The sequence below is a fragment of the Arthrobacter sp. ZGTC131 genome (assembly GCF_002929275.1).
In the GTDB taxonomy this organism is placed as follows: domain Bacteria; phylum Actinomycetota; class Actinomycetes; order Actinomycetales; family Micrococcaceae; genus Arthrobacter.
Window position 1 is genome coordinate 349,408 of record NZ_PJIK01000003.1, and the last position, 17,248, is coordinate 366,655.

The window sequence follows — 17,248 nt, forward strand, 5'->3', positions numbered from 1 at the left end:
CAACTGCCGGACACTTTGAGAACTCGACTCCCTTGCGCCGGTACTAGCCGGATCAGGTTCGAGGGTCTGCGGCTGTCCGCACTCTCAGCGCCCACCGCGGTTCGGCTGGCAGTTGCCAGTGATCCCCGACGGCGGCGCTCCCCTGTCGTAATAAATCTGCCCTTATGGGCTGATCCAGTTTACACCGGCACGGCGCCGGGAGACCGGGGGCCGGTGTCACAATCCGGGAGTTTACGGCGCCTGCCGGAGGAGGTCCGGAGTACATTGGGGCCATGACCCATCAGGATTCCGGCAGCGGCGCTGCGAGCGACTACGACCCCGACTCCCCCGACGAACAGCCCGCAGGTTCGCTGGCGGCACTGATCGCAGAGATCGAGGCGCAGATCGCCGCTCTGCAGTTTCCCGCCTTCAGCAAGGACGACGCCCTAAACCTGGGTCTCCTGCTGGTTGAACTCGGCAAGAAGGGCAACCTGCCCATCGCGATCGACATCACCAAGGGCGAACAGGTCCTGTTCCATGTGGCGCTGGAGGGCGCCACGCCGGACAACGAGGGCTGGGTCAAGGCCAAGCAGCGGACGGCCGCACGCTATGAAGAACCGTCGCTGCTGGTGGGCCTGCGCGGCAGGGTGGGCGGCGGGCGGATCGAGGACAACACCTGGTTCGACCAGTCCACCTACGCGGCCCACGGCGGCGCGTTCCCCGTCTATGTGCGCGGCGTGGGCGCGGTCGCCGTTGTCACTGTGTCCGGGCTGCCGCAGAAGGCCGACCACGACCTGGTGGTTCAGGCGCTGACGGAAATCCACCAGTCCATGCGGCTAGGCTAGAGGAAGTCCAGTATTCAAGACGCAAGGAGTCCCGGAAAAATGAGTTTCTTCATCAAGCTGGTTGGCACGGGCATCAGCCTGCTGGCAGGGTTCGCCGGTACCAAGGCCGTGGATACCATCTGGGAAAAGACCACCGGCCGGAAGCCGCCTAAGGGCGGGAAGGACGACGTCCCCACGACGCTGCGATCGGCCCTGACCTTCGCGCTCATTTCGGCCTCCGTAAGCGCCATCATCCAGGTGCTGGCCAACCGCGGCACGCAGCGGGCCATCACCCGCTTCGCTAAGAGCCAGGACATCGTCTAACCGGCCACGAGCGCGGGTTGAGCCTGTCCCGCCCGCTGGTTGAGCTTGTCGAAACCCGCTGGACCGGCTGTTCATTCTTCGACCCACTCGAGCAGGTCGCCCGGCTGGCATTGCAGTACCCGGCACATGGCTTCCAGGGTGCTGAAGCGAACTGCCTTGGCGCGGCCGTTCTTGAGCACGGCCACGTTTGCCGGCGTTAACCCGACCCGTTCGGCAAAGTCCCCGACGCTCATTTTGCGCTTGGCCAGCTCGACGTCGATCCGCACCACAATGGGCATCAGATGACCGCTTCCATATCGGTCCGGAGGCCGGTGGCCTGCAGCAGCAGCGCCCGCATCACCAGTATCAGGAGCCCGAGAACAGCCCCGCCCACCAGCATCAGCAGCAGCAACAGCGGCAATCCGGGATCACCCGAGTTGATAGCGAGGTAGAAAAAGAGGCCGAGCAGCAGCGCCCAGGCGGCCGCGATAGCCCACACGATCGCATCCACCCATGCCAGGGCCGCCTTACTGAAGATGCGGTCGTGCTTGACCATGGTGAGCAGTTTCCAGGTGCTCACGATCACCGTCTGGACGCACATCAGCTCCAGCACTGCCAGCGCGGTCAGCGGCCACCGCAAATACGCCAGCTCCGGATTCTCTTCGGCCATGTGCGCAAACTGCCCGGGGAAGGACAGGGTCTGAAAAACCATCAGGAGCGCGAACGCCAGCACAAGCAGGAGTCGGAGCGCGGTGACCGCCAAATGAGTCTTTTGCATACATCGAGTGTCAATTGCTTCCTATCGAATGTCAATATCTTTCGCTTGCCGTCATCCCCGCTCGGATGCTTCCCGGACCTTTCCAAGTGAGGCAACGTCTCCGCGCGCGGACACTTTCCATGAGTGACCGCGACCTGTTGCCTGCGGCATGTCCGACGCCTAGGCTTGGCATCTGGGGACCGCAGCGCAGCGGTGGTGGGATCGGAGAAAATATCGTGACAGCCAAAGTCAAACTTCGGGTCCGGGTGGACCTCGATGGTGCACACGTGCAGGTCTCGGCGTGCTGGCACACCACAGCGCTAGGTGCCCGGGCTTGTACGCCGTAATGCACCCTGAAGCCGCAACGAAAATTCCGTGCTACGCCTCGGCCGCTGCCTGACCACGGCCGCGCTAGGCGCAACCCCGGCAGACCCGGAAACCTACCGAGTTCAACTCACACCAGGAAGTTGATCAGAATGCACATTAAGGACCATTGGAACCGCATCGACCACACCACGCAGAAGTGGCTCATCGACAATCCGGGATGCCAGATCCTCCCCCGAACCATCACGGCCGTAATCAGCAAGGAGACCGGCGACGCCGACGAGGCAGACCAGCACGGCGAGGCAGTGCTTTCCCAGGAAGACCGCGACTTCATTCGCGCCAGGGCGAATGACCACCGGCCTCACGAGTACCGTTTCTTTGACTCAACCCAACCCTGAGTGCTCACCGCTGAGTTCCGTGCTCCACCGTGGGTTTGGGCAAGCTTAACCAGCGGCGCGGTTCCCGCCGTCGGGCTCCGCGTCCCTGGCCGCCTGGGCGGCCTTCAGCACTACGGCTTCCAGCTCATCGGAGCTGAGCAGCTCCTTGTGGAGGTGCTTGGTGCGGTAGCCCGCACGGCCCACCATGTGGGCGGAAACCGGCACCGTCAGCAGCTGGAAGATCCAGGCCACCAGCAGTACCGGCCACACCCACCAGGTGCGCAGCTGGAGCCCCACCGCGGCCAGCAGCAGGAACAGCCCAAGCACCTGCGGCTTGGTGGCCGAGTGCATGCGGCTCATGAGGTCGGGGAAGCGCAGCAGGCCGATGGCTGCGGCCAGCGACATCACCGCACCCACGATCATGAAGACGGCCGACACCGCGTCGATCACGGTGTCCACGGTGCTGGCATCAGGATTCATTGGTCTGCCCCCGCCGGTCCGCCACGAAGCGGGCCACAGTGACCGAGCCGATGAAGCCGATGATGGACACGGCAACGAGCAGCATCAGGTTGTTGAGGTGCCTGTTCACGGCCATGTCGATGCACAGCGCCGCTCCGAGAATGGCCAGCAGCACGTCCGCCGCCAGCACCCGGTCCAGCAGGGACGGGCCGCGGGCTATCCGCACGATCGCTCCTGCGGCGGCGAGGGACAGCACCACTGCCGTGACGGTCAGGACCAATTCCATCATGCGGCAACCTCCTGGTTCAGGGCGGCAAGCTCTTCCTTGGTTCCCATGACCCGGATGAGCCCTGCCTCGGTGTCCCGGACCTCCGTGCGGAGTTTCAGCACGTCGTCGGCGTTCCGGACGTTCAGCCCGTGGATGTACAGCGTGGAGGTGGACCTGTCCACCTCCACCACCAGTGATCCGGGGATGAGGGAGATGACGTGCCCTGTGGCCGTCACCATGAGGTCAGAATGGCTCCGCAACGGCACAGCGACGACGGCGTTGGTCACCTTGGGCCCCTGGGCCACGGCCAGGTAGAAGACCTGGAAACTGGCGGCCGCCACCCTGCCGATGAACATGACGGCGAACGGAACCGCCCGGAGGACATTGAACCGCCCGCTCAGCTCCACCGGCGGCAGGTAGAACAGACGCGCCACTGCGGCGGCCAGCAAGGCTCCGAACAGCAGGTTGCCCGGGCTGAAGTCCTGCCACAGGGCGCCCCAGACAATCACGAGCCAGACGAGCAGCGGCAATTCCTGCCGCAGGGAGATTCGCTGGCGGCTCATTTGCCGCCACCGCCCAAGGCCAGTCCCGGAACAGGCGCATTCTCGCCCAGCACCGACTCGATGTACGCGGACCTGTCCAGCATGGTCGCGGCGGACTGGTTCGCCACTTCAAACAGCGGGCCGGCAAAGACGGTCAATGCCACGCCAAGTACCACCAGCCCCAGTGTGGAGCCCACCATGGTCCGCGGCAGCAGTGTCACGTTGGTCCTGCCCGCGCGATGGCCGGTCGCTGAGTCCTTGGCCTCGGCGAGCAGCACGGGATCCGGGTGCTCGGCGTCCTCGGGCTTCCGCCAGAACGCACGGTTCCACACGCGGGCAACCGCCAGCAGCGTCAAAAGGCTGGTCACCGCCCCGCCAATGACCAGCGCGTAGGCCAGCGGCGTGCCCAGCCCGATGCCCGCCTGCATCAGGCCGAGTTTGCCCAGGAAACCTGAGAACGGCGGAATCCCGGCCAGGTTCATGGCGGGCACGAAGAACAGGAGGCCCAGGAGCGGGGACAGCTTGGCCAGCCCGGCCAGCCGGTCCACGGAGGAGCTTCCGCCGCGCCGTTCAATTAGGCCGGTGACCAGGAAGAGGCTGGTCTGGATGGTGATGTGGTGCGCCACGTAGAACACGGCCGCACCGAGCCCGGCCACCGAGGACAGCGCCAGTCCGAACACCATATAGCCGATGTGGCTGACCAGCGTGAACGAAAGCAAACGCTTGATGTCGCTCTGGGCGAGGGCGCCAAGGATTCCCACCACCATGGTGAGCAGCGCCGCCACCATGAGCGGCGAATTGAGGCTGTCTCCCGGGAAGAGGAGCGTTTCGGTGCGCACCATGGCGTAGACGCCCACCTTGGTCAGCAGGCCAGCGAACACGGCGGTGACGGGTGCCGGGGCCGTGGGGTAGGAGTCAGGCAGCCAGAAGGACAGCGGGAAGACGGCGGCCTTGATGCCGAAGGCGACGAGCAGCATGACGTGCAGGAGGGTCTTGGTGCCCTGGTCGAGCTCCGCGAGTTTGATGGCAAGGTCGGCCATGTTGATGGTTCCGGTGGCGCCGTAGATCATGGCGATGGCGATGAGGAACAGCACGGAGGACACCACGGAAACCACCACGTACGTGACCCCGGCGCGGATGCGCGGGCCGGTGCCGCCCAGCGTCATCAGCACGTAACTCGCCGTCAGCAGGATCTCGAAGCCGACGTAAAGGTTGAAAAGGTCGCCGGAGAGGAACGCGTTGGAGACGCCCGCCACGAGGATCAGGTACGTGGGGTGGAAGATCGAGACCGGGGCATCCTGGTCGCCGTCGGCCATGCCCTGGCCGGTGGCATACACCAGGACCGCCAGGCTCACCGCGGAGGAGACCACCAGCATCAGCGAGGAGAACTGGTCCACTACCAGGACGATTCCCCAGGGCGGCAGCCAGCCGCCGATGTTCACCGCCTCAGTCCCGCCGCCCCAGACGGACGCCAGCAGCCAGCACTCCAGCAGCAGCGTCAGGGACAAAAGGGCGATGCTCACGGCACGCTGCGCGTGGGAATGCCGGATCAGCAGGAACGTCAGCGCGGCGCCCAGGATGGGAAGTACGACGGCGAGCGGGGCAAGGCTTGCGATGTTCACTTCACGCCTCCTTCCGGGCCGGGGTGCACGTTGGCGGAGCCGGGTTTTTCCTCCAGGGCGGCGTCCTCGGCGAGGATCGTCTTGCCGCCTGCCCTGACGGTGGCCGGCGAATCCGTGACCCCGGATCCGTCGGAGCCGATCATGGTCAGCGGGAACTCCGAAGTTTCCACCGGGATGACGGCGTCGTCCTCCGCGTCGAAACTCGGCGTTTCCGCCACGCGGCGGTCTTCGACGTCGTCCGGGATCTCATCCTGGCGGGCCAGCACCCAGGTCCGGTAAATGATGCCGAGCATGAAGGCCGTGACGGCAAACGAAATCACAATGGACGTCAGGATCAGGGCCTGCGGCAGGGGGTCGTTGTAGGCGCCCGGGTCGGTGTCCTTGCTGAAGAACGGGGCCATGCCCGCGTACCCGCCGGTGGCCAGGATCAGCAGGTTGGTGGCATTGGCCAGGAGCATCAGGCCCAGGAGCACACGCGTGAGGCTGCGTTCCAGAATGAGGTAGATGCCGCACGCGTAGAGCGCACCCATGACGGTCAGCAGGGTGAGGTTGACGCTCATGCCTTGCCCCTTGCTGTAGTTTCGGCCGGTACGCCGCCGGGCATTAGGTCATCGGACGGCTCGGGTGCTGGTTCCCCGGCCTGGCCGGGCGGTTGTTCCTCAAAGTGCTCGTCGATCTCCGCGCCCAGGCTCCGGAGCACATCCAGCACCAGCCCGATCACCACGATGTAGACGCCGGTATCGAAGATGGTGGACGTGACGAACTTGATGTCGCCGAAGACCGGCAGCCAGAACTGGAGGATGGCGCTCTGGAAAACCTGGCCGCCCAGCATGACCGGTACCACGCCGGAGGCCGCCGCCGTGGCCAGACCGATCCCCAGCAGTGTTCCCGCGCTGATGGGCGTGGCCTCCCGCAGCTCGAAGCGGCCGCCCGCGAGGTAGCGCAGGGTCAGCGCAAGGCCCGCCATGAGTCCGCCGGCGAAGCCGCCGCCCGGGAGGTTGTGTCCCGCCAGCAGGAGGTACAGGGAAAAGATGATCATCGAGTGGAAGATCAGCCGGGTGACCACCTCGAAGATGATGGAGCGGCGCTCCGGTGCGAGCGTGCGGCCGGCAACCAGCCAGGCGTCGCGCGTGGACGCGGCGAATTTACGACTCAGGGCCAGGGCCGCGCCGTCCCGGGACGATTTGTCGACGCCGGTGCGGCGGCCGACGGTGCCCTCGGCAACCGTTGACGACGTGCGGATCCGGTCGCCGCGGCCCTTGACGAAGATGAGGCTGGCGACGCCGGTGGCGGCCAGCGCCAGCACGGAAATTTCGCCGAACGTGTCCCATACGCGGATGTCGACGAGCGTGACGTTGACGATGTTCAGCCCGCCGCCACCCTCATAGGCGAGTTTCGGGAACTCGAGGGACACCGGAGCGGCAATGCGGGAGCCCATGGCGTGGATGGCGACGAAGATCATGGTGACGCCGAAGGCCAGCCCGATGATCACGCGGACCACCCTGTACTTGCCGCCGGTGCGGTCCCGCAGCTCGGCCGGAAGGCTGCGCATGGCCAGCACGAAGGCCACGAGGATGATGGTTTCCACCAGCATCTGGGTCAGCGCGAGGTCCGGCGCGCCCTGCAGCGCAAACATCAGGGCGATGCCGTAGCCGGTCACCGAGACCATGAGCACCGCCAGGAACCGCTTGTTGGCCCGGACAGCTGCCAGTGCCCCGATCACGATCCCCGCTCCCGCCACGAGCTGCAGCGGAGAGTTCGGATCCACGAAGTACAGGCCCTCCGGCAGCGGCTTGTTCGCGGCGATCAGGGCGGCCAGCGGGAGCACGAAGGCGACGCTGAGGATCACGGCGAGGTAGAAGTACAGCGAACCGCGCTGCGTCCGTCCGGTGATCCAGACGGCGACGTCGTCCAGGGCGCCGATGGTCAGTTGGTAGCCGCGGTCGGCGTCGATCCATGCGGGGACGGCGCTCTGTGCCCGGTCCACCAGCCCCCGGCCGTAGAACATTGCCGCGCCGATCGCGAAGGTCACCGCCGTCAGCCCGAGCGCGGGAGTGAATCCGTGCCACAGCGCGAGGTGCCCCGCGGCGGCAGCAGCAGTGCCGCCGTCGGACGCTCCCTCAGCAAAAAGGGCCGCATACGGCTGGATCCAGCCGTCCACCGGGGCTGGCCAGAGGCCGTAGGCAATGGTGAGGGCGCTCAGGATGGCCGGCGCCGCCAGGAAGGACGGCTTGATGGCCTTGAACGGTGTGCGGTCCACCCCCGTCTTCACGGCAAAGGCACCCCACATGAACCGCGCGCTGTACGCGAACGTGAGCACAGAACCGGCCACCACGCCCGCGAGCACCACCGTGCCCCAGGGCCCGTATTCCGGCTCGCCGGCGAAGTGGACGAACGCCTCGAGCACCGATTCCTTGGCCACGAAGCCGCCCAGCAGCGGAACGCCGGCCATGGACGCGGCGCCGATCCCGGACACCACGGCGAGGGCCCGGGAGGACCGGAAAACGCCGGAGAGCTTGCGGATATCGCGCGTGCCAGCCTGGTGGTCGATGATTCCCACCACGAGGAACAGCGTGGCTTTGAAAAGTCCGTGGGCGAGCAGCATGGCGAGCCCTGCGAGCGCGGCATCGGGTTTTCCGAGCCCGACGACCATGGTGAGGAAGCCGAGCTGGCTCACAGTTCCATAGGCAAGGATCAGCTTGATGTCCGTCTGGCGCAGGGCCCGGTAGCCGCCCACCAGCATGGTGGCCAGCCCAAGACCCAAGACCATGGGCAGCCAGAACGCGGTGTCGGTGAACCCCGGGGCCAGGCGCGCCACGATGTAGACGCCGGCTTTCACCATCGCGGCGGCGTGCAGGTAGGCGCTCACGGGAGTGGGCGCCGCCATGGCCCCCGGCAGCCAGAAGTGGAAGGGAACCAGCGCGGATTTGGTTACCGCGCCGATCAGGATAAGGACCACGGCGGCGCCCGCGGCTCCCGCTGCCTCCCCGGCCACGAGCTCCGGCGCCCGTGCCAGGATGGCCGAGATCCGGTAGGTGCCCGCGCTGGTGCCGAGCATGATCAGCCCGACGAGCATCGCCAGCCCGCCGGCAGTGGTGACCATGAGCGCCTGCAGGGCGGAACGCCGGGCAGCCAACCGTGTGCGGGCGTACCCGATCAGGAGGTAGGACAGGACGGTGGTGAGTTCCCAGAAGATGAAGAGCATCAGCAGGTCATCCGCCGTGACCAGCCCGAACATGGCCCCGGCGAAGGCCAGGAGCTGCGCGCCGAACCCGCCCAGGTAGCTGTCCTTGTTCTTGAAATAGCGGGCGCAGTACACCAGCACCAGGGCACCGACGCCGAGCACCAGCAGGGACATGACCCAGGCGAGGGCGTCCATGCGGAACGCGAACTCGATGCCGAGGCCCGGGATCCAAGGGATGGTTTCCGTAAGTGACCCCGGGCCTGCTCCGGCGGACTCCGCCGCGGACCCGTGGCCGGCGCCGCCCTGGTAGATGGAACCGTGCTGAAAGAGCAGCCAGATGAACGATCCGGCGGGTACGGCAGCCAGCGCGTAGAACGAACTCCGGCGGAATTTCCGGAAGATGAAGGGCGCCACAGCGGCCACCGCAAAGTGCACGGCAAGGACTGTGATCACTGGTATCTCCGCAAAGTCAGAAATTCGATTGTCAAAAGTTGGAGCAGGCGGTCATTCGTTGGGTTCGGTCCGGACAGTTTATCAAGGGGGCGCTGACAGTTTTCCCGCCGGGGCGCGAAGCTAGCCCATGTTTCGCCAGTCCGCGGGAGAGTTTCCGTCCCGTGTTCGCCGCGGGCGGATAGCATCGCCGTATGAACTCCGCCGCCGCGCCCGAAGCCACGCAGCCGTCCTCGGAACTCGAAGCCGGGAACCAGGCGTCCAACAAGGGACGCATCCTTGCCTGGGCGGCGTGGGACTGGGGGTCCGCCGCGTTCAACGCGGTCATGACCACGTTCGTCTTCACCGTGTACCTGACCTCCAGGGCGTTCGGCGGCGAAGATCAGGCCTCGGCGGTGCTGGGCGGGGCTCTGGCCATCGCGGGGGCGGCCATCGCCGTGCTCGCACCTGTCACCGGCCAGCGCTCGGACACCGGCGGACGGCGCAAGCTGTGGCTGGGAGTCAACACGGCCGCCGTCGCCCTCCTGACCGCCCTATGCTTCTTCGTGTTTCCCCGCCCGGAGTTCCTCCTCCTGGGGGTTTCACTGATCGCCCTGGCCAACGTGTTCTTCGAATTCGCCGGCGTCAACTACAACGCCATGCTGGCGCAGATCTCGACGCCGCGGAACATCGGCAAGATCAGCGGCTTCGGCTGGGGCATGGGGTACTTGGGCGGCATCGTTGCCCTGCTGATTGTGCTCCAGCTCTTCGTCCAGCCCAGCTTTGAATGGTTTGGCGCCTCAACCCAGGACAGCCTCAACATCCGGCTCGTGGCAGTGTTCTCTGCCCTGTGGTTTTTCATCTTCGCCCTGCCCGTGCTGTTCGCGGTCCCGGAGCTGCCCAAGCCCCGGCGCAGCGCCCGCATCGGGTTCCTGGCGTCTTACGGGCTGCTGGTTCGCCGGATCAAGGCGATCTACCGGACCAGCCCGCACACCATCTTCTTCCTCCTGGCCAGCGCCATCTTCCGTGACGGTCTGGCTGCGGTGTTCACCTTCGGCGGGATCATAGCCGCCGGGACTTTCGGCTTCGAACTGTCGCAGGTCATCTTCTTCGCGATCTTCGGCAATGTGGTGGCGGCAGTGGGCGCCGTCATCGGCGGTTTCCTGGACGACAGGGTGGGCCCGAAAAGGGTGATACTTGGCTCGCTGGTGGGGCTGCTGGTCGCCGGCACCGTCATCCTGGTGCTGGGCAACGGCGATTACACGTTCTTCGGGATGAACTGGGCGGGCAGCACCACCTTCTGGGTGTTCGGGCTCTTCCTCTGCCTGTTCGTGGGCCCCGCCCAGGCATCCTCCCGCGCCTACCTGGCCCGGCTGGCTCCGCAGGGTGAATCCGGCGAGCTGTTTGGCCTGTACGCAACCACCGGCCGCGCCGTCAGCTTCCTGGCACCGACGCTGTTCACGGTCTGCATCGCCGTGGCCACTCCCCTGGTGGCCGAAGGGGAGGCCCAGCGCTGGGGCATCCTGGGCATCATGGTGGTGATCCTCGCCGGGTTCCTGGTCCTCCTCCCCGTAAAGCCGCCCAGCGAAACCGAAATCGCCGTCGTCCCCCAGGCCTAGCGCGAACGGACACTTGAGCCCCCCGCGCGAACGGACGCTTAAGCCCCCGTTTCCCGCGCGGATCAGGGCCGTAAATGTCCTTTCGCGGACTAGGCTGATGCTATGAACGTGGAAGAGACGGATCTCCCGGGCCTCGGCCGGCGCAAAGACTTCATGACGGCCTCCGGCCGGCGGATCGGTGTGGTGGAACTGCGCGAAGGCCAGACAGAACTGTTCGTCTCCGCCTGGGACGATCCCGACACCTGCCAGGCCTCGATTCCGCTGACCGGCGATGAAGCCGCCACGCTGGGCAACCTGCTGGGCGGCCAGCATCTGGCCATGAAGCTCACCGAAGCGCACCGCGAAGTCCCGGGCATCGTCACCCGGCAGTTCTCCATCACCGCGGGCTCACCGTTCCAAAACCAGCCCATGGGCAAGGCCTGCATCCGCACCCGGTGCGGCGTTTCGATTGTGGCGATCATGCGGGAGGGTGAGGTGGTCCCCTCGCCGGGGCCCGACGTCGTTCTTCACTCAGGCGATCTGCTCGTAGCCGTCGGTACGCAAGAAGGGCTTGATACAGCGGCCGATATCCTGCGCAACGGCTGACGCCGATGGACGAGCTGGCACTGACCCTCATTGAACTGGGGGCCGTCGTGTTCAGCCTGGGCCTGCTGGCCCGGCTCGCAGGGCGCATCGGCATGTCGCCCATCCCGTTGTACCTGGTGGGAGGCCTGTTCTTCGGCGCCGGCGGGCTGATGAAGCTTGAAGGCATCCAGAGTTTTGCGCATCTCTCCGGCGAGATCGGTGTGATCCTGCTGCTGTTAATGCTCGGGTTGGAATATTCGGCGTCGGAGCTGGTTACCGGGATGCATCGCTCCTGGAAGGGCGGTGTCCTGGACCTTGTCTTGAATTTTCTTCCCGGAGCCGCTCTTGCCGTGATGCTGGGATGGGGCCCGGTAGGCGCAATGGTGATGGGCGGGATCACCTATATTTCTTCCTCCGGCATTGCGGCCAAGGTCATCACGGACCTTGGCCGCATCGGTAACAGGGAAACGCCGGTGATTCTCTCAATCCTGGTCTTCGAGGACCTGGCGATGGCCATGTACCTACCGATTCTCACTGCAACGCTGGCAGGGATCAGCTTCCTCGAAGGCCTGCTGACTGTGGGCATTTCTCTGGCGGTGGTCACCGTGGTGCTGGCGGTGGCGCTCCGGCACGGCCATCGCGTCTCCCAGGCAGTGCACAGCGAAAATTCCGAGGTCTTCCTCCTCAACCTGTTGGGTGCAGCGCTCCTGGTTGCAGGTTTGGCGTCGGCGTTGCAGGTGTCGGCCGCGGTTGGTGCCTTCTTGCTCGGCATCGCCATTTCAGGTGCGACGGCCCATAGCGCGACGCGGATCCTTGAGCCGTTGCGCGATCTGTTCGCCGCCATCTTCTTCGTGGCCTTCGGACTCAACACGGATCCGGCATCCATCCCCCCGGTACTCGGCTGGGCGGTAGTCCTGGCCGTAGTCACCGCCGCCACGAAGATGGTTACAGGGGTGTGGGCGGCCAAGCGGGCAGGCATTGCGCGGCGCGGCCGGTTCCGCACAGGAGCTGCTCTCATTGCGCGCGGCGAGTTCTCGATCGTCATCGCCGGCTTGGCTGTGGCTTCCGGTGCCGCGTCTAGCGAACTTGCAGCCCTCGCAACGGCCTATGTCCTACTGATGGCGATCCTTGGCCCCCTCGCTGCCCGGTATGTGGAGCCCGTGCTGCAGAAATTCTCCCGGCCGGCAGCTCCCGACGCCGTCCCCGCCTGAACCCTGGCGCGGCGCGGCCCCAACGGCCCGGCCCTCGTCCCGCTCATCAACCGCAAAGGCCAGCCCGAAAGAGGACCTAGATGTCCGTGCGGTGGAAGTTCAGGTGGCTGCGGCTCGCGGTGGGTCCGCGCTGGCCCTGGTAGCGGTTGCCGTATTCGCCGGAGCCATAGGGGAATTCGGCGGCGGACGACAGGCGGAAGAAGCAGAGCTGGCCGATCTTCATACCGGGCCACAGCTTGATGGGCAGCGTGGCCATGTTGGACAGCTCCAGCGTGACGTGGCCGGAGAAGCCGGGGTCGATGAACCCGGCGGTGGAGTGCGTCAGCAGACCCAGCCGGCCCAGCGAGGACTTGCCCTCGAGGCGCGCGGCAATGTCGTCCGGAAGCGTGACGGTCTCATAGGTTGAGCCAAGCACGAACTCGCCGGGATGCAGGATGAAGGGTTCGCCCTCTTCCACTTCCACCAGGCGGGTCAGCTCGGGCTGCTCTTCCGCGGGGTCGATGTGCGCGTACTTGTGGTTGTCGAACAGCCGGAAAAAGCGGTCAATCCGGACGTCCACCGAGGACGGCTGAACCATCGCGGAGTCGTACGGATCGAGAACAATCCGTTCGGAATCAATTTCGGCACGAATGTCGCGGTCAGAGATCAGCACGCCTCCAAAATACCAGCATTGATGGCGCTGCCACGTGCCGCTAGTCTTGCGGGACAATCCGGCCGACGGTCTCACGTCACACGGCCCAAAATAGAGCTGGGGATGTTTTGAAGAAGATTGCGGCCCAGGCCGTCGTTGCGGTCCTTTGCGCCTTCGCGTTGGCCGCACCGGCGGCGGGCGGGTATCCGGCGCGGCCAGGCGGTCCGTCGCAGCCAAGGGGTCAGGCGGCTGCAACTGCCGCGGGACCGACCGCACCACTCATGCCCGGCGCGTCACAGGCCACGTCCGACGACGGCGGAGCGGCGCCCGCGGCTCACTCACCCGGGCAGCCGCTCGCCGATGCGGCTAACGCGGCGGCCGGCACCGAGGCGGCCCTCGCCGCCCCTGCCCCGTCCCCCGCCCCGTCCGGAACGGCCGCAGAACCCGTCACGGCAACGCAACGCGCCACGTCATCGCAAACAGCCACCTCTCCGGAAGCGGCAGGCACAGGGATGCCAGCCCGCGACGCATCAGGAGCAGCTGCGGCCGGTCCGCCGGAGCCGGCTTCCATCCCGCCGCTCTCGGCTCCGGACGACGCATTCGTCTCTCCGCGGGAGCCGGCCCAGACAGAAGGCGCCCAACCGGAACCGGGGTCTGCCCCGCGAGCGCTGACCCCCGAGGCACTGGTGCCGGACAGCAACGCTGCCCAGGTCGGCGCCGTCTTCAACGCGATCAACACCTACCGGGCATCCTTGGGCCTGCCCGCCGTGATGTACCACGCCGCCGTTGCGGGCATGGCGCAGGAGTGGTCCGACAGCATCGCCTCACGCGAGGTCATCGAGCACCGGGCCGGCTTCTGGACGGATGCCCGGGCGCTCAGTCCGGACAACGGCGCGGGCGAGGTCATCGCCGTCCGCTGGGACCGGGACGCCGCGCAGCTCGTCGAGTGGTGGAAGGGCTCCCCGGCCCATCACGCCATCCTCACTGATCCCCGGTTCAGCGTGGTGGGCATCGGCATCACCTTCACGGACGGCAACTGGCAAACCAACCCCGGCCGCTACACCATGTGGGGCGTGGTGAACTTCTTCGGTTACAGCGGCCTTCCGTCCGGGACCGCAACCAGCCCGGGCGGCAGCACCGCTGTCCCGGTCCAGCCAGCCGATGTGTGCGAACCCCTGGTGAAGCACATGCCGCCGACCCTGGGCCTGGCCACGGCGGCCATCAGGAGCGCCGGTGACCTGCTGTCCGTGGACGCGGCCGGCCAATTGATCAACCGCCCGTCGCTCGGGAACGGGTTGTTTGGTCCGGCTGAAGTTGCAGGGTCCGGATTTGCCGCCGCCCAGGCCGTTTTCGTCACGGACTGGGAGCGCGACGGCATCTTTGACGTGCTGGCGCAGTGGGCGGACGGCCGGCTGACGCTGCATTCCGGGGCGCTGGCGGGCGGATTCCTCGCACCCGTCACACTCGGCCAGTCCGGCTGGACGGGGCTGACGCTGACAGTCGGCGGATGGTGTTCGGCCAACCGGCTTCCCCAGCTCCTGGTCCTGGACTCCGGGGCGAATCTCTGGCTGTACCCCAACCGGGGCACCGGCGACCTGGTTGAGCGCACGCTGATCGCGTCCGGAGTCGCGGCGACGCGACTGGCCATGGTGGATTTCGACGGCGACGGTTTCCAGGATCTGCTGGCCCGCCAGGGCGACGGGAACGTTCTCCTGTACCGGGGATCCGGCACGCCGTGGCCCCGGGTCGAGGCCCGGGCAGCGGTGGCCAGCGGCTGGGGCGATGTCTCGGCGATCCGCTCCCTGAAGGACGTCACGGGCGCCTATTCCGCCGGGCTGGCGCTGCAGAGGCCGGGCAACTCGGTGCAGTACCTGGGCCTCAGCGGCGGGGCCTTGAGCGCTCCGTCAGCAGTTCCAGGAAGCTGGACCGGCCAGCGGCTCGCCCAGTAATACCGGAACCGCGCCGTAACGGAACCGCAGCCCGGGCGCGGAGTCCTAGTCCGCCGTCGGACTGTCCTCGAGCACGGCCCTGAGCCGCTCCAGCTGTGCGACCTGCGCTTTCAGCCTCCGCTGGACGGCCGGACGGGCGAGGCTCCGGAGTCCTTTGAGAGGGCATTCGAGGGCGAAGCGCACGCGCGTTCCGGCGCCTTCCGTGCTGAGGTAGAACCCGCCGCTCGGCAAAGAGGGCCCGGCCACCACCTGGAACCGGATTTCGGCACCCGGGCGTACGTGCGTGATCTCAAAGTCCCCCGCGACCGGACGGCCCCCCGGCCCTGTAAGGGTCACTTGATACCGGGCACCGGCGCTCCCGGCACTGCCCGAACTGAGGCTGATGCTGCGGATACCTTCCTGCCACGACGGGAGGTTCAGCCCTTCAAGCAGGAAGCCGTAAACCGTCATGGCACCGCGGTGCACGAGGACCTCGTGTTCTGCAGATGCCATCGGATCCTTTTCCAGCGTCGGGCGGTGTGCGTAGCCCGTTCCCCCGATCTGCAGCTAACTGGACTCAGGATAGCCAGCGGCGCGAACCCCCGGTGAAGCCTGACCGGGCCTTTACCGAAGAGTTACGGGAGTCACCGGCGGAGCCCTGCCGGAGGACGCGCGCAGGGCAGGGAGCGGCAGGTGACCCGGCTGGCGACGCAACTGCGCTAAGCTAGGTTTTGCGCCGGCGATATCCGGGGCGATGCGGCTGTAGCTCAATGGTAGAGCGCTAGCTTCCCAAGCTCGATACGCGGGTTCGATTCCCGTCAGCCGCTCCATTTGCCCAGCCGGTTCCCGGCGGCCCATTAGGCAGCTGCCTGTATGGTCAGAGGTCAGGAACCTCTTCGGTTCCGCTACAGGAGCAACCATGGCTGACAAGTCCCCCCGTCAAGCAGCATCCAAAAAATCCGGCAAATCCATCAAGGAAAAGCGCGCCGACAAGAGAGCCGCCGCAGCACCGGCCAGCTCACTGGACAAGACCAGCGCCAAGCCGGTGACGGCAAAGAAGAAGTGACCGGCTCACCGAACCATCTCACCCTCGGGGTTGTCTCGTCGTCACGCAAACCGGATGAACGCCGCCTCCCCCTGCATCCCCTCCATCTTGAGCGCATCGCCCCGGAGTTGCGCCAGCGGATGATCCTCGAGCACGGCTACGGCGAACGCTTCGGCTTTTCCGACGCCCAGCTCGCCCCGCTGGTGGGCAGCCTGGCCAGCCGCGAAGAGCTGCTGGCGAAAGCCGACGTCGTCCTGCTGCCCAAGCCGCAGCCGCAGGACCTCGCCGAATTGCGCGACGGCCAGGTCCTCTGGGGCTGGCCGCACTGTGTCCAGGACCGCGCCATCACTCAGCTGGCCATCGACAAGAAACTCACGCTGATCGCCTTCGAGGCCATGAACCACTGGGCCAGCGACGGTGGGTTCGGCCTGCACGTGTTCCACAAGAACAACGAACTCGCAGGCTACTGCTCGGTGATCCACGCCCTGGCCCTGACCGGGTCCACCGGCGACTACGGCCGGCGGCTCAGCGCCGTCGTCATCGGTTTCGGCGCCACCGCACGGGGGGCGGTCACTGCGCTGAACGCCCACGGCATCCATGACGTGCAGGTGCTGACCAACAGGGGTGTGGCCGCGGTGGGATCCCCCATCCATTCGGTGCGGATCGCGCAGTTCGACCACGCTGACAAGGCGCCGTTCCTCAGCCAGGTCATCACCGAGCGCGGCCGCGTCCCGCTGGCCCCGTTCCTGGCCGAGAGCGACATCGTGGTCAACTGCACGCTGCAGGACCCCAATAATCCGCTGACCTACCTGCGGACCGAGGACCTGGGCGCATTCCGGCCGGGAAGTTTGATTGTGGACGTCTCCTGCGACGAGGGCATGGGCTTCAGCTGGGCCAAGACCACCACGTTCACCGAACCAATGTTCACCGTGGGCGACCACATCGACTATTACGCGGTGGACCACAGCCCGTCCTACCTCTGGAACTCCTCGAGCTGGGAAATCAGCGAGGCACTCCTGCCCTTCCTGGAGACCGTCATGTCCGGCCCCGCCGCGTGGAAGGACAGCGACACCGTCGCCCGCGCCATCGAGATCCGCGACGGCGCGATCATCAACAAGGACGTGCTGGAGTTCCAGCGCCGGGAAGCTGATTACCCGCACAACGTGCTGCCGGGAAGCTGAG

General features: G+C 66.4%; 19 protein-coding genes, 1 tRNA gene and 1 riboswitch. Of the genes, 10 read left to right on the forward strand and 10 right to left on the reverse strand.

All coding sequences use genetic code 11. The annotated features are described in order from the left end of the window. Positions 1 to 11 precede the first annotated feature (11 nt). A riboswitch (TPP riboswitch) is annotated at positions 12 to 154 on the reverse strand. A gap of 118 nt (positions 155 to 272) precedes the next feature. After that, positions 273 to 824 (forward strand): heme-degrading domain-containing protein, encoded by a 552-nt coding sequence (locus CXQ90_RS06695; protein WP_104137885.1) that lies wholly within the window; start codon positions 273 to 275, stop codon positions 822 to 824. A gap of 39 nt (positions 825 to 863) precedes the next feature. Beyond that, positions 864 to 1,127 (forward strand): DUF4235 domain-containing protein, encoded by a 264-nt coding sequence (locus tag CXQ90_RS06700; protein ID WP_104137886.1) that lies wholly within the window; start codon positions 864 to 866, stop codon positions 1,125 to 1,127. A 71-nt stretch (positions 1,128 to 1,198) separates the two neighbouring features. On the opposite strand, the gene CXQ90_RS06705 is transcribed toward CXQ90_RS06700, so the two are convergent. Both CXQ90_RS06705 and CXQ90_RS06710 read right to left on the reverse strand, forming a co-directional pair. Beyond that, positions 1,199 to 1,405: a helix-turn-helix transcriptional regulator gene (locus tag CXQ90_RS06705; protein ID WP_104137888.1), complete on the reverse strand. Its 207-nt coding sequence runs from the start codon at positions 1,403 to 1,405 to the stop codon at positions 1,199 to 1,201. Further along, complete coding sequence (locus CXQ90_RS06710) at positions 1,405 to 1,884, reverse strand: DUF2975 domain-containing protein (protein ID WP_104137890.1); 480 nt, start codon at positions 1,882 to 1,884, stop codon at positions 1,405 to 1,407. The genes CXQ90_RS06705 and CXQ90_RS06710 overlap by 1 nt, the downstream gene beginning before the upstream one ends. Positions 1,885 to 2,339: 455 nt before the next feature. Between CXQ90_RS06710 and CXQ90_RS06715 the strand changes: the two genes are divergently transcribed. Further along, positions 2,340 to 2,585, forward strand: coding sequence for a hypothetical protein (locus CXQ90_RS06715; protein ID WP_104137891.1), 246 nt, complete (start codon positions 2,340 to 2,342; stop codon positions 2,583 to 2,585). A gap of 45 nt (positions 2,586 to 2,630) precedes the next feature. On the opposite strand, the gene mnhG is transcribed toward CXQ90_RS06715, so the two are convergent. The 6 genes from mnhG to CXQ90_RS06745 are packed head-to-tail and all read right to left on the reverse strand — an operon-like array spanning position 2,631 to position 9,092. After that, a complete protein-coding gene (mnhG, locus tag CXQ90_RS06720; RefSeq protein WP_104137893.1) occupies positions 2,631 to 3,044 on the reverse strand; it encodes a monovalent cation/H(+) antiporter subunit G in 414 nt (137 codons plus the stop codon). Next, positions 3,034 to 3,312 carry a monovalent cation/H+ antiporter complex subunit F gene (locus tag CXQ90_RS06725; protein ID WP_104137894.1) on the reverse strand — a complete coding sequence of 93 codons (279 nt, stop codon included), beginning with the start codon at positions 3,310 to 3,312 and terminating at the stop codon, positions 3,034 to 3,036. The genes mnhG and CXQ90_RS06725 overlap by 11 nt, the downstream gene beginning before the upstream one ends. Then, entirely contained in the window at positions 3,309 to 3,854 is a 546-nt protein-coding gene (locus CXQ90_RS06730; RefSeq protein ID WP_104137896.1) for a Na+/H+ antiporter subunit E, read from the reverse strand. The genes CXQ90_RS06725 and CXQ90_RS06730 overlap by 4 nt, the downstream gene beginning before the upstream one ends. After that, positions 3,851 to 5,455 carry a Na+/H+ antiporter subunit D gene (locus CXQ90_RS06735; protein WP_104137897.1) on the reverse strand — a complete coding sequence of 535 codons (1,605 nt, stop codon included), beginning with the start codon at positions 5,453 to 5,455 and terminating at the stop codon, positions 3,851 to 3,853. The genes CXQ90_RS06730 and CXQ90_RS06735 overlap by 4 nt, the downstream gene beginning before the upstream one ends. Beyond that, complete coding sequence (locus tag CXQ90_RS06740; RefSeq protein ID WP_104137899.1) at positions 5,452 to 6,015, reverse strand: Na(+)/H(+) antiporter subunit C; 564 nt, start codon at positions 6,013 to 6,015, stop codon at positions 5,452 to 5,454. Before CXQ90_RS06740 ends, CXQ90_RS06735 begins: the two co-directional genes overlap by 4 nt. After that, entirely contained in the window at positions 6,012 to 9,092 is a 3,081-nt protein-coding gene (locus CXQ90_RS06745; RefSeq protein WP_104137901.1) for a Na+/H+ antiporter subunit A, read from the reverse strand. The genes CXQ90_RS06740 and CXQ90_RS06745 overlap by 4 nt, the downstream gene beginning before the upstream one ends. A 191-nt stretch (positions 9,093 to 9,283) precedes the next feature. Here CXQ90_RS06745 and CXQ90_RS06750 point away from each other — a divergent pair, with 191 nt between their 5' ends. The 3 genes from CXQ90_RS06750 (at position 9,284) to CXQ90_RS06760 (ending at position 12,462) form a co-directional block, all read left to right on the forward strand. Continuing rightward, complete coding sequence (locus tag CXQ90_RS06750) at positions 9,284 to 10,687, forward strand: MFS transporter (protein WP_104137902.1); 1,404 nt, start codon at positions 9,284 to 9,286, stop codon at positions 10,685 to 10,687. Positions 10,688 to 10,789: 102 nt separating this feature from the next. Next, entirely contained in the window at positions 10,790 to 11,272 is a 483-nt protein-coding gene (locus CXQ90_RS06755; RefSeq protein WP_104137904.1) for a cation:proton antiporter regulatory subunit, read from the forward strand. Between the two features lie 5 nt (positions 11,273 to 11,277). Then, on the forward strand, positions 11,278 to 12,462 hold the full coding sequence (locus CXQ90_RS06760; protein ID WP_104137905.1) for a cation:proton antiporter: 1,185 nt from the start codon (positions 11,278 to 11,280) through the stop codon (positions 12,460 to 12,462). 76 nt (positions 12,463 to 12,538) lie between these two features. Here CXQ90_RS06760 and dcd read toward each other — a convergent pair whose 3' ends face one another. Further along, a complete protein-coding gene (gene dcd / locus CXQ90_RS06765) occupies positions 12,539 to 13,114 on the reverse strand; it encodes a dCTP deaminase (RefSeq protein WP_056625625.1) in 576 nt (191 codons plus the stop codon). A gap of 260 nt (positions 13,115 to 13,374) precedes the next feature. Between dcd and CXQ90_RS06770 the strand changes: the two genes are divergently transcribed. After that, complete coding sequence (locus CXQ90_RS06770; RefSeq protein WP_104137907.1) at positions 13,375 to 15,042, forward strand: CAP domain-containing protein; 1,668 nt, start codon at positions 13,375 to 13,377, stop codon at positions 15,040 to 15,042. A gap of 45 nt (positions 15,043 to 15,087) precedes the next feature. Here the strand turns inward: CXQ90_RS06770 and CXQ90_RS06775 are convergent, their stop codons facing one another. Further along, positions 15,088 to 15,534: an SRPBCC family protein gene (locus CXQ90_RS06775; protein ID WP_104137909.1), complete on the reverse strand. Its 447-nt coding sequence runs from the start codon at positions 15,532 to 15,534 to the stop codon at positions 15,088 to 15,090. A gap of 243 nt (positions 15,535 to 15,777) precedes the next feature. On the opposite strand from CXQ90_RS06775, the gene CXQ90_RS06780 reads away from it, so the two are divergent. The 3 genes from CXQ90_RS06780 to CXQ90_RS06785 all read left to right on the forward strand — a co-directional run bounded on the left by CXQ90_RS06780 (position 15,778) and on the right by CXQ90_RS06785 (position 17,247). Further along, positions 15,778 to 15,851 (forward strand) — tRNA-Gly (locus CXQ90_RS06780). Positions 15,852 to 15,940: 89 nt separating this feature from the next. Then, positions 15,941 to 16,087: a hypothetical protein gene (locus CXQ90_RS22300; protein ID WP_181038455.1), complete on the forward strand. Its 147-nt coding sequence runs from the start codon at positions 15,941 to 15,943 to the stop codon at positions 16,085 to 16,087. After that, the gene (locus tag CXQ90_RS06785; protein ID WP_104137910.1) at positions 16,084 to 17,247 is read left to right on the forward strand and encodes a N(5)-(carboxyethyl)ornithine synthase; all 1,164 of its coding nucleotides are present in this window, start codon (positions 16,084 to 16,086) and stop codon (positions 17,245 to 17,247) included. Before CXQ90_RS22300 ends, CXQ90_RS06785 begins: the two co-directional genes overlap by 4 nt. The last annotated feature ends 1 nt before the right edge of the window (position 17,248 follow it).